The 11,774-nt window shown below is 53.9% G+C and carries 9 protein-coding genes; 4 read left to right on the top strand and 5 right to left on the bottom strand.

The genetic code is table 11. The annotated features are described in order from the left end of the window. Positions 1 to 232 precede the first annotated feature (232 nt). Complete coding sequence (locus tag IM317_RS19125; RefSeq protein WP_033146142.1) at positions 233 to 2,425, top strand: EAL domain-containing protein; 2,193 nt, start codon at positions 233 to 235, stop codon at positions 2,423 to 2,425. A gap of 44 nt (positions 2,426 to 2,469) precedes the next feature. Here the strand turns inward: IM317_RS19125 and IM317_RS19120 are convergent, their stop codons facing one another. After that, positions 2,470 to 3,657 (bottom strand): NupC/NupG family nucleoside CNT transporter, encoded by a 1,188-nt coding sequence (locus IM317_RS19120; RefSeq protein WP_008501591.1) that lies wholly within the window; start codon positions 3,655 to 3,657, stop codon positions 2,470 to 2,472. Between the two features lie 348 nt (positions 3,658 to 4,005). Here IM317_RS19120 and IM317_RS19115 point away from each other — a divergent pair, with 348 nt between their 5' ends. Continuing rightward, complete coding sequence (locus IM317_RS19115) at positions 4,006 to 5,244, top strand: Nramp family divalent metal transporter (protein WP_033146141.1); 1,239 nt, start codon at positions 4,006 to 4,008, stop codon at positions 5,242 to 5,244. A 32-nt stretch (positions 5,245 to 5,276) separates the two neighbouring features. Here the strand turns inward: IM317_RS19115 and IM317_RS19110 are convergent, their stop codons facing one another. Next, the gene (locus IM317_RS19110; protein WP_023308717.1) at positions 5,277 to 5,630 is read right to left on the bottom strand and encodes a DUF2502 domain-containing protein; all 354 of its coding nucleotides are present in this window, start codon (positions 5,628 to 5,630) and stop codon (positions 5,277 to 5,279) included. 127 nt (positions 5,631 to 5,757) lie between these two features. Further along, positions 5,758 to 6,756: an L-glyceraldehyde 3-phosphate reductase gene (mgrA, locus tag IM317_RS19105; protein WP_033146140.1), complete on the bottom strand. Its 999-nt coding sequence runs from the start codon at positions 6,754 to 6,756 to the stop codon at positions 5,758 to 5,760. 184 nt (positions 6,757 to 6,940) lie between these two features. Between mgrA and ipdC the strand changes: the two genes are divergently transcribed. Then, a complete protein-coding gene (ipdC, locus tag IM317_RS19100) occupies positions 6,941 to 8,599 on the top strand; it encodes an indolepyruvate decarboxylase (protein WP_033146139.1) in 1,659 nt (552 codons plus the stop codon). Here the strand turns inward: ipdC and IM317_RS19095 are convergent, their stop codons facing one another. Next, entirely contained in the window at positions 8,600 to 9,835 is a 1,236-nt protein-coding gene (locus tag IM317_RS19095; RefSeq protein WP_033146138.1) for an ion channel protein, read from the bottom strand. A 205-nt stretch (positions 9,836 to 10,040) separates the two neighbouring features. Between IM317_RS19095 and glk the strand changes: the two genes are divergently transcribed. Next, positions 10,041 to 11,006, top strand: coding sequence for a glucokinase (gene glk / locus IM317_RS19090; RefSeq protein ID WP_023308713.1), 966 nt, complete (start codon positions 10,041 to 10,043; stop codon positions 11,004 to 11,006). A gap of 35 nt (positions 11,007 to 11,041) precedes the next feature. Here glk and IM317_RS19085 read toward each other — a convergent pair whose 3' ends face one another. Further along, positions 11,042 to 11,773 carry a LytTR family DNA-binding domain-containing protein gene (locus tag IM317_RS19085; RefSeq protein ID WP_033146137.1) on the bottom strand — a complete coding sequence of 244 codons (732 nt, stop codon included), beginning with the start codon at positions 11,771 to 11,773 and terminating at the stop codon, positions 11,042 to 11,044. Between the last annotated feature and the right edge of the window lies 1 nt (position 11,774).

The following is an 11,774-nucleotide window of genomic DNA, read 5'->3' as shown; positions in this document are numbered from 1 at the left end:
ATCCCGCTTAGCTCCACCAAAATTGTAAACCCTCGTCGAAAGACGAGGGTTTTTTTTATGTGTTTGTAACACTCGCCACCGTATTTTGTTATCAAAAAGAAGGTATTCACGTACCTCACCTCAATCGACATCAATAAACCAGTCTAAAAATAGACTTGAACTTGATTCGCGCAATTAATAAACCTATTATCCATCCGGTCAATAATTCTCTCGGAAAATAACGCCCAGGTTAATGAATAGAAAAACTTACAATAATGTAAAGATATTTATGATTGCTCTGGCTTTATGCCTGATTGCGGTACCTGTCTCCCGTTATCTCTCTCCCCGCGCAATTGTTAATGGTCACGACGTTTATTTAGCATGGTTACCTTTAAGCGTAATGCTGGCGGTAATTCTGCTATTTGGGCGCAGGGCTATTCTTCCCATTTTGTTAGGTTTTACTGTCACTAATTTATTCTATGTAAATTTAGCACCGCTACAATATTCAGTATTACTGTTCTGTCAGACCTTTGCGTTGTTCGCGGCGTGCGGTCTTCTTCGCATCATGCTGGGTAAGCGTTGGCGCTACTCCATCCCTAACAAGCACATCGGATTACGGATATTCTGGCTCGGTTTTATGGTGCCAATAGGGATTAAGCTGTCGATGTATTTGGCGGGCTATTTGTTTGATTTTCCGGTGACAATTTCGACCTTTTTCGGCGAAGGGACGGTAATTTATAACGTTGTGGATATACAAAGCCTGATATGTGCGGCATTGATTTTTACCATGATGTTCTATTACCCATTAAGAATGATAATTAATCCCCGTTATGCAATAAGTTTCTGGCGACGAAGCGTGAAGCCCGTGTTTTTTCACAAGAATTCATTATATATTTTTGCCTGGCTGGTGCTTTTAGGTTTCATTCTCGTCATTTTATGTGGTCCTTTTGAATCTCCCGTCATTGCGGGCTATTTGATGCCGCTGATTTTTATTCTTTTTACCTTAGCGATAAGCCGACTGACCTATGCGTTGATTTCTCTGCTGTGGGCTGTATCTGCACTCCTGCTGTTGACCTACAACTACAACTTCCTTAACGGGGTGGAATCGGGCCATTCGCTCTCTTTTATTCTGTCCGTGCTTATCTCGTTCGCGATCTGCCTGCTTTACATGTCGCGTATTTACCAGCGCAGCGAGTGGCTTAAGCGTGGCTGGCAGGGGAGGGCGCTCACCGATCCGCTGACCGGATTGCCCAATATTCGTGCGCTGGAGGATTATCTTGAGATTCACCCGGATGCAAAAGTGAGCATTCTGCGTATGGATAACCTGGAATTTTTGAGCCGCCACTATGGGATCCTGATGCGGGTCCATTGCAAACGTACGATCGCCACGTCGCTGCAGCCTCTCCTGCAAAAAGATGAGACGCTCTTCCAGCTCCCCGGAAGCGAGCTTGTGCTGGTATTACTGGGTCCGGGAACCGCTGAGCGCCTCCAGCATATGGTTGATCGGCTGAACAGCCGTAAGATTTTCTGGAACAACACCGGGCTGGATATTGAATTCGGTGCGTCCTGGGGAATGGTCGAAAACGGCGAAAAATTGCACCACACGCTGGGGCAGCTGAGCTGGCTGGCCGAGCAATCCTGCGGAACAGCAAACAACGTGCTTGCGCTCACGAATAGCCTTGAGGCGGCATCAGGGCAAACGACAGAGCGAGTCCTGATGCTGGCGCGGATTAAGCATGCCCTGGAGGCGGGTCAGTTCCATTTATACGCGCAACCGATCCAGAAGGCGGACGGGAGCGGCTACTACGAAATTCTGGCGCGTATGGAGAGCGAGGGCGAGATCTTCACTCCTGACCGCTTCATTCCGTTGATTGCCCAGTTTAACCTCAGCCACCGGTTTGATATGTGCGTCATGGAGAAATTACTGCTGTGGCTGCGCGATCACCCTTCAACGCAGGCTGGCGCTCGTTTCTCCGTTAATCTGATGCCGCTTACGCTGATGCAAAAAGAGGTGGCGTCCGAGATTTGTGCGCTCTTTGAACGCTACGGCGTTGCGCCTCAGTCCGTCGTGATTGAGATTACCGAAGAGCAGGCCTTCTCAAATTCAGGCAGCAGCATCCACAATATTCAGCAACTGCGGGATTACGGTTTCCGGATTGCTATAGATGATTTTGGTACCGGCTACGCCAACTACGAGCGCCTCAGACGCCTGCAGGCAGACATCATTAAAATTGACGGCTGCTTTATTAAAGACATTTGTACCGATGATATGGATGCGATGATCGTGCAGTCGATGTGTAATCTGGCGAAGACGAAATCGCTGTGCGTCGTAGCGGAATACGTCGAAACACCGGCGCAGCGCGAGATGCTGCTTCGCTTCGGCGTGGATTACCTGCAGGGCTACCTGATAGGCAAACCCAAACCGCTGGAAGAATTGCGGGCATAAAAAAACCGGGAGCCAGGCTCCCGGTTTTTGTTTAACGCTAAACGTTAGAGTACCAGTGCCGCGATAGAAGCAGACAGGACGCTCACCAGCGTAGAGCCGTAAACCAGCTTCAGGCCAAAGCGAGAAACCACGTTGCCCTGTTCTTCGTTCAGACCTTTAATCGCGCCCGCGATAATCCCGATGGACGAGAAGTTCGCGAAGGAGACCAGGAACACGGACAGAATGCCTTCCGCGCGCGGAGAAAGCGTGCTGGCAATTTTCTGCAGATCCATCATCGCAACGAATTCGTTAGAAACCAGTTTGGTTGCCATGATACTGCCCACCTGCAGCGCTTCGTGAGCCGGCACACCCATCACCCATGCAACCGGGTAGAAGATGTAGCCCAGAATACCCTGGAAGGAGATACCCAGCACCGCGGCGAACAGGGCGTTCAGCGCAGAAATCAGCGCAATGAAGCCGATCAGCATGGCGGCAACGATAATCGCCACTTTGAAGCCCGCCAGAATGTACTCACCCAGCATTTCGAAGAAGCTCTGGCCTTCGTGCAGGTTTGACATCTGAATGTTCTCTTCGCTTGCGTCAACGCGGTACGGGTTGATCAGCGACAGAACGATAAAGGTGCTGAACATGTTCAGAACCAGCGCCGCAACAACATACTTTGGCTCCAGCATGGTCATATACGCGCCCACGATAGACATGGACACGGTAGACATTGCGGTTGCCGCCATGGTGTACATGCGGTTGCGGGACATTTTGCCGAGAATATCTTTATACGCGATGAAGTTCTCAGACTGACCGAGGATCAGGGAACTGACGGCGTTGAAGGATTCCAGCTTGCCCATGCCGTTCACTTTGGATAACAGGAAACCAATTCCACGAATAACGAACGGCAGAACGCGGATGTGCTGCAGGATACCGATCAGCGCGGAGATGAAGACGATAGGGCAGAGAACCTTCAGGAAGAAGAACGCCAGACCTTCGTCGTTCATTTTACCGAAGACAAAGTTGGTCCCTTCATTGGCGAATCCGAGCAGTTTTTCGAACATTTCGGAGAAGCCTTTCACGAAGCCGAGGCCTACGTTGGAGTTCAGGAAGAACCACGCAAGTAAAACTTCAATGACCAGCAGCTGGACAACATAACGGATACGAATTTTTTTGCGGTCTGTGCTGACCAGCAATGCAAGTGCAGTAACGACAACAAGTGCCAGGACAAAATGAAGGACGCGGTCCATATTTGCTCCAAATATGAGGCAGGTTTAATTTTCGTGCACATTCTATGTAACAAGCGAAAAGAAAACGAGATCGAGGACACACTATAGTTACATCCTGTGACGAGTCTCAAAAATAGTGATCCACAATACATTTTTGTTATGTTAGGTAAATGAGTGAAAAGTTAAGTTTGTGTGCTAGTCTTCACAAAAGCGCGCGCGATTTTAGTTTCTGTTAGATCGCCCCACTTACCCGCCCGTCTATCGTTCAAAGCTATCAGAGAAATCACTGTAAACAGCATAAATGATCTTGATAATCATTCTCATTTTGATAGCATTAAACATAGCAAAGGCTATATTTCAGAGGCAGAAATGACAAACAGTCGCGTAGAGGGTAGCAGTGGCAGAGCCGCGCGCAAGTTGCGGTTCGCATTAATGGGACCTGCGTTCATCGCTGCCATTGGCTATATCGATCCAGGTAACTTTGCGACCAATATTCAGGCCGGGGCCAGCTTCGGCTATAAGCTGCTGTGGGTGGTCGTCTGGGCTAACCTGATGGCGATGCTGATTCAGATGCTCTCCGCAAAGCTGGGGATTGCCACGGGTAAAAACCTGGCGGAGCAAATTCGCGACCATTATCCGCGTCCGGCCGTCTGGCTCTATTGGGTCCAGGCGGAAATTATCGCCATGGCCACTGACCTCGCTGAATTTATCGGTGCAGCGATCGGCTTTAAGCTGATTCTGGGCGTGTCGCTGTTGCAGGGGGCGGTACTGACCGGGATTGCCACTTTCCTGATCCTGATGCTGCAGCGTCGGGGTCAAAAGCCGCTGGAGAAGGTTATCGGCGGTCTGCTGCTGTTTGTCGCGGCGGCCTATATCGTCGAGCTGATTTTCTCACAGCCGAATCTGGTGCAGCTCGGGAAAGGTATGGCAATCCCAAGCCTGCCAACCTCGGAAGCGGTGTTTCTGGCCGCCGGGGTATTGGGGGCGACCATCATGCCGCATGTGATTTACCTGCACTCCTCGCTGACTCAGCATCTCCACGGTGGGACGCGCAAAGAGCGTTACTCCGCCACCAAATGGGACGTGGCGATTGCCATGACCATCGCGGGGTTTGTCAATCTGGCGATGATGGCTACCGCAGCCGCCGCTTTCCACTTTAACGGCCACACCGGTATTGCCGATCTCGACCAGGCCTATCTCACGCTGGAGCCCTTACTGAGCCATGCTGCCGCCACGATATTTGGTCTCAGCCTGGTGGCTGCCGGTCTCTCTTCTACGGTAGTGGGCACGCTGGCAGGCCAGGTGGTGATGCAGGGGTTTGTCCGCTTCCATATTCCGCTGTGGGTTCGTCGCTCCGTCACCATGCTCCCGTCATTTATCGTGATTCTGATGGGGCTTGATCCTACGAGAATTCTGGTCATGAGCCAGGTGCTGCTGAGCTTTGGTATCGCGCTGGCGCTGGTGCCGCTGCTGATCTTTACCAGCAACAAAACCCTGATGGGCGAACTGGTTAACTCAACGCTGGTGAAACGGACCGGGTGGGCCATCGTGGTGGTGGTAGTGGCACTGAACCTGTGGCTGCTTATTGGCACCGCATTGGGGCTCTAAAAGAAAAAGGAGCCGGGAGGCTCCTTTTTGCATTAATGGTGACCGTGGCCATGACCGTGGCCGCGTCCTTTCCCGCCGCGATCCCAGCCGCCGCGACGGTCGTCACGATCGTTCCAGCCTTCACGGTAGCCGCGCTCATACGCGTTGTCTTTATACCAGCCGCGGTGTCTGCCGTTATCATGTTTCCACCAGCGGTCTCCGCGCCACTCATAGTGACGGTTCCAGTAGTCACGGTCGCGCCAGTAGCCACCGTCCCAGTATCTGCCGTAGTCGTCACGATCGCCAATTTGTAATTTTACTGATGGCAACAGGGTGATTTCGCCCGCATTGGCGATCAGCGGGGCTGAAGCCAGTAATACCGCTGCAAGAATCAGTGACCTGAACATACTCTTTCTCCTTCACGATCGGGGCCCTTGTGGGGCCTGTTAACGCAATATTACGAGTTGGTAAAGCCTCGTTTCATCGCCTCAACTCCGAATTCCTGAGTGAGAGCACTTTTTGCTAAAAGTGGTTTTATTTTGAGCTGTTCAGGATTGTATCAATACGGACCAGTTCTTCAGCAGAGAAATGGAGGTTTTCCAGCATCCCCACGGCGTCATCAATCTGAGCCGTTTTACTTGCTCCAATCAGCACTGACGTCACGTTCTCATGGCGTAATACCCAGGCCAGCGCCATCTGGGACAGCTTCTGACCGCGCTCTTCCGCAATGGCGTTCAGCTTTCTTACCTTCTCCAGCTTCTCTTCGGTGATCTGGTCAGGGTTCAGGAACTGACTGCCGCTTGCCGCGCGTGAGTCTGCCGGAATGCCGTTGAGATAGCGGTTGGTCAGTTGTCCACCGGCCAGCGGTGAGAAGGGAATGCAGCCGACCCCTTTTTCCTGCAGCACGTTTAGCAGTCCCTCTTCCGGCGCACGTTCAAAAAGGGAGTATTTCGGCTGGTGGATCAGGCAGGGCGTACCGAGATCGTCAAGGATATCAATCGCCTTGCGGGCCAGCTCCGCAGGGTAGTTGGATAACCCGACATACAGGGCTTTTCCCTGGCGCACCGCATGGTCAAGCGCTTTCATGGTTTCCAGCAGCGGCGTTTGTGGGTCAGGACGGTGATGATAGAAGATATCCACATACTCCAGCCCCATGCGCTTCAGGCTCTGATCCAGGCTTGCCAGCAGATATTTGCGTGACCCCCAGTCGCCGTAAGGGCCATCCCACATGGTATAACCTGCTTTGGTAGAGATGAGCAGCTCGTCGCGCCAGGGCAGGAAATCCTCCTGCAAAATACGGCCGAAATTACGTTCGGCCGATCCCGGCGGCGGGCCATAGTTGTTGGCAAGGTCGAAATGCGTAATGCCCAGATCGAACGCGCGCTGTAAAAGTTGACGGCTGTTTTCGATAAGCGTGGTGTCGCCAAAGTTATGCCACAGCCCAAGCGAGATGGCGGGCAACCTGAGTCCGCTTTGCCCGCAGGGACGATACTCCATTGTCCGATAACGATTTTTGTCCGGCTGATAACCCATTCTCATCACCTCTGGCGCTGAAGAAAAAATCAGTGTATGCGTTTACATTAACGCGAAAAAAAGCAGCATAGCGCAGCCTTTTTTGTAAAGCATTCTTTCCATGATCTTCTTATCGCCAATTCTGGACAGTCATCACGCTTATTTAATACTCAAGGTGAGGTCAACATTAGAAGGATACCTGTTCATGCGTACCCCATACTGCGTCGCCGATTACCTGCTGGACCGTCTTACAGATTGTGGAGCCGATCATCTGTTTGGCGTGCCGGGCGACTATAACCTGCAGTTTCTCGACCATGTGATAGACAGCCCGGATATCTGTTGGGTGGGCTGTGCCAACGAGTTAAACGCCTCCTATGCCGCGGACGGATACGCCCGATGTAAGGGCTTTGCCGCGCTGCTGACGACATTTGGCGTAGGAGAGTTAAGTGCGATGAACGGCATTGCGGGCAGCTACGCTGAGCACGTTCCGGTACTGCATATTGTGGGCGCGCCGGGTACGGCGTCACAGCAAAGAGGGGAGCTGCTGCACCATACGCTGGGCGACGGTGAGTTTCGTCATTTTTACCATATGAGCGAACCGATCACCGTTGCACAGGCGATCCTGACCGAACAAAACGCCTGTTATGAGATTGACCGGGTATTAACTACCATGCTCCGGGAGCGTCGCCCCGGCTATCTGATGCTGCCTGCGGATGTGGCAAAAAAAGCCGCCACGCCTCCTGTAAACGCTCTCACTCTCAAACACGCGCATGCCGATAGCGCCTGCCTGAAGGCGTTCCGGGATGCCGCTGAGAACAGGCTGGCCATGAGCAAGCGTACTGCGCTGCTGGCCGATTTCCTTGTCCTGCGCCATGGCCTGAAGCATGCCCTACAGAAATGGGTCAAGGACGTGCCGATGGCACACGCCACCATGCTGATGGGTAAAGGCATATTTGACGAGCGTCACGCCGGTTTTTACGGCACTTACAGCGGTTCGGCGAGCGCCGGTGCGGTAAAAGAGGCGATTGAAGGGGCAGACACGGTGCTGTGCATCGGGACGCGATTTACCGATACCCTGACCGCCGGCTTCACGCATCAGCTAACCCCGTCACAAACAATTGAAGTTCAGCCTCATGCGTCACGCGTCGGTGACGTCTGGTTTACCGGCATCCCCATGCTTCAGGCAATCGAAACGCTGGTAGAGCTGTGTAAACTGCACGTGCACGATGCGCCGGTACCGTCGTCTCAAAGCGCGATGGAATATCCGCAGCCGGATGGCTCGCTGACGCAGGACAATTTCTGGAAAACGTTGCAGACGTTTATCCGCCCTGGAGACATCATCCTTGCGGATCAAGGCACCTCGGCCTTCGGCGCGATCGACCTTCGTCTGCCGGCTGATGTGAATTTTATCGTCCAGCCGCTGTGGGGATCGATCGGCTACACCCTGGCCGCAGCGTTTGGCGCGCAAACCGCCTGCCCAAACCGGCGCGTGATTGTGCTGACTGGGGATGGCGCGGCGCAGCTCACCATCCAGGAGCTTGGCTCGATGCTGCGGGATAAACAACACCCGATTATTCTGGTCCTTAACAACGAAGGGTACACGGTGGAAAGAGCGATCCACGGGCCGGAACAGCGTTATAACGACATTGCGCTATGGAACTGGACGCAAATCCCGCAGGCCCTGAGCCTTGATCCTCAGGCCCAGTGCTGGCGGGTCAGTGAAGCGGAGCAGCTGGCGGATGTCCTTGAGAAAGTGGCGCACCACGAGCGGCTCTCGCTGATTGAGGTGATGCTGCCGAAGGCCGATATCCCGCCGCTGCTGGGGGCGATTACTAAAGCGCTGGAAGCGCGCAATAGCGCCTGATTACTTGTCGTTTCGCCAGGCCATCATCATCGGTTTGCCCGCCAGCAGGAGCCAGGCGGGCAACATCACGATACAGAGCAGGGGGAAAAGCGTCGAATCGGGTACCACTACCGCCGCCATAAACAGGCTGAGCCAGGCGTCGCGCGTGACCACCAGAACCAGCCCCAGAATAGAGCAGGAGACGGTAATGGCCGCAGGCACCGCATCGACGTGTTCGTGCAGCATCAGCCCCAGCGCTACGCCGACAAAGACCACCGGGAAAATGCGTCCTCCTCGGAAACCGCAGGCTGCAGCCACCACCAGCGCGGCCAGCTTAATCACGGCAAACAGCAGATAGTCGGAGACGCTAAACACCTGGCTGAAGGCCAGCTGCTGCATCTCGTCCAGACCTTTGAACAACGTCACCGTCCCGCCGATTGCCCCTAAAATACCGAGGATCAAACCACCGGCCCCGAGAACTAACACCGGGTGTTTGAGTTTATGCATCAGCCGGTGCAGGCGAGGAAGACACCATACCGCCACCATTCCCAGCGCGATGGCGATCGCGACGACGATGGCACCGCTGAAAATATCCGCTATCTGCATTTGGCCGTAGTGGGGGAGGGAGAGTGAAAAGTGGGGATGGAAAAACAGGCTGGTCGTCAGCGCGCCAGCGGCTGCGGCCATCAGCGGGGCAAACAGCTTATCCCACAGCGGGACGTCGTTATTGCCGCTGAGCGTCTGAGAAAAGATCAGTGCGGCAGCGACGGGCGTGCCGAAAAGCGCCCCGATGGTGCCTGCGGAGGCGAGGATGGTCCAGTCCAGCGCGCCGACGCGGGGCAAAATGCGTGAACCGAGGAAAACCGCCAGGCCAATATTCACCGCCATAATCGGATGCTCCGGCCCCAGGCTGACGCCGCCGGCCAGACCGATAATCAACGCAATGAGCAGCCCGGGCAGTGCCGAAGGGGGAACCGGGGCGCCAATCAGCGGTTCCTGCGCCGGATCGGGGCCGGCATGGCCGGGACTGAAACGGATCACCAGGCCTACCGCAATACCGGTCAACGTCAGCATCACAACGATCCAGGCAGGAGAATCAGCATTGACGCCCAGTTTTGTCGGAAGCGCTGTCCATAACATGGCTTGCAGCACCGACGCGACTTTCATCACGACAATGAGCACCAGACTTGAGGCCACGCCAATAATTAGCGCCGGAATTGCCAGCAACAGCATGGTTCTGGCTCGCGGGTGGAGCATGATGATTTCCTTGTACAAAACGGTATTACGTTACTTTGCACATTAAGCTTTATGGCAATAGTGCAAAAGGTGCTGAAACGGTAAAGTTATTCTGTGACGAAGATCGATAATCCATGGGCATTCACCTTATGGCCGTTGTTGTTATCACGCCTTGAATTTACAGTGTCCCAAAGATTTATTCTGACTTTAGCGGAGCAGTAGAAGAATGACAAAGTATGCTTTGGTAGGTGATGTGGGCGGCACGAACGCGCGCCTCGCATTGTGCGATGTTAGTAGCGGTGAGATTTCCCGGGCGAAAACCTATTCCGGGCTGGATTATCCAAGCCTTGAGGCCGTTGTCCGCGTCTATCTGGAAGAGCATCAGGTGAGCGTTGAAGACGGCTGCATCGCGATTGCCTGCCCGATAACCGGCGACTGGGTCGCAATGACCAACCATACCTGGGCATTCTCCATCGCCGAGATGAAAAAAAACCTCGGTTTTTCGCATCTTGAAATCATCAATGATTTCACCGCGGTGTCCATGGCGATCCCAATGCTGAAGCCAGAGCATCTGATCCAGTTTGGCGGCGCTGAACCGGTCGAAGGCAAGCCGATTGCGGTTTACGGGGCCGGTACCGGCCTCGGCGTGTCGCATCTGGTGCATGTTGCTCAGCGCTGGGTGAGCCTGCCGGGTGAAGGCGGCCACGTAGACTTTGCGCCAAACAGCGAAGAAGAGGGCATTATCCTCGAAGAGTTACGCGCTGAGATCGGCCACGTCTCCGCCGAGCGCGTTCTTTCAGGTCCGGGGCTAGTGAATCTGTATCGGGCGATTGTGAAATCAGACGGTCGTCTGCCGGAAAACCTGCAGCCGAAAGACGTCACCGAACGCGCGCTGGCGGACAGCTGCATTGACTGCCGTCGTGCCCTGTCGCTGTTCTGCGTGATCATGGGACGTTTCGGCGGCAACCTGGCGCTGACGCTGGGCACCTTCGGTGGGGTCTATATCGCGGGCGGGATCGTACCGCGCTTCCTCGACTTCTTTAAAGCCTCGGGCTTCCGCGGGGGGTTTGAAGATAAAGGGCGTTTCAGAAGCTACGTGCAGGACATTCCGGTTTATCTGATCGTGCATGATAACCCGGGACTGCTGGGTTCCGGGGCCCATCTGCGTCAGGTTCTCGGTCAAATCCTCTGATGCAGAGCCCTCTCCCGCGGGAGAGGGCGTTTTCTTTACAGGTGCATCAGCTGACGAAACTCTTTTACCTTGCTGCGGCTTACCGGCACCTGAAAATCCAGATCCTTCAGACGCAAAATGTAGGTGTTGTTAAACCACGGTTCGATCTCGCGGATCTTATTTAAATTCACGCAAAACGACCGGTGGCAGCGGAAAAAGTGGGCAGCCGGGAGCTTGCTGCAGAATTCGGTAATGTTCATCGCCATCACGTACGATTCCCGCCGCGTATAGACAAATGTCATCTTTTCGTGCGCTTCGGCGTAATAGATATCGTTGACCGGCGTCACGATGATGCGCTCGTCTTTGACCAGATTAATGGTGTCGTTTTCGCGTACCGTTGGGGTGGCGCTAGCGGGAGCGGTCTGCTGCTGCCATGCGGCCTCCAGCTTTTGCAGCATGCTGACAATCCGCGACTCCTGATAAGGCTTAAGAATATAGTCAAACGCCTCCAGCTCGAAGGCCTCTACGGCGTGCTCTTTCCAGGCGGTAACGAAAACGATAAACGGCTTATGGGCAAACTGATTGATGTTTTGCGCCAGCAATACGCCATCCAGCGACGGGATATTGATATCCAGGAAAATCGCATCGACCCGGTTATGCTGCAAAAATTTCAGCACGTCCAGACCATCATCAAACGTGCCCACAATCTCCATCTGGCTGTGGGTTTTGATAAGCCAGGTGAGCTCCTGCTGAGCCAGGAATTCATCTTCTACGATGATAACTTTCATG

This window comes from Enterobacter cloacae complex sp. S3 (genome assembly GCF_014930495.1).
Taxonomy (GTDB): Bacteria; Pseudomonadota; Gammaproteobacteria; order Enterobacterales; family Enterobacteriaceae; genus Enterobacter; species Enterobacter asburiae_B.
Note: the sequence above shows the minus strand (reverse complement) of the source record. Positions and strands in the feature narration are given on the sequence as shown.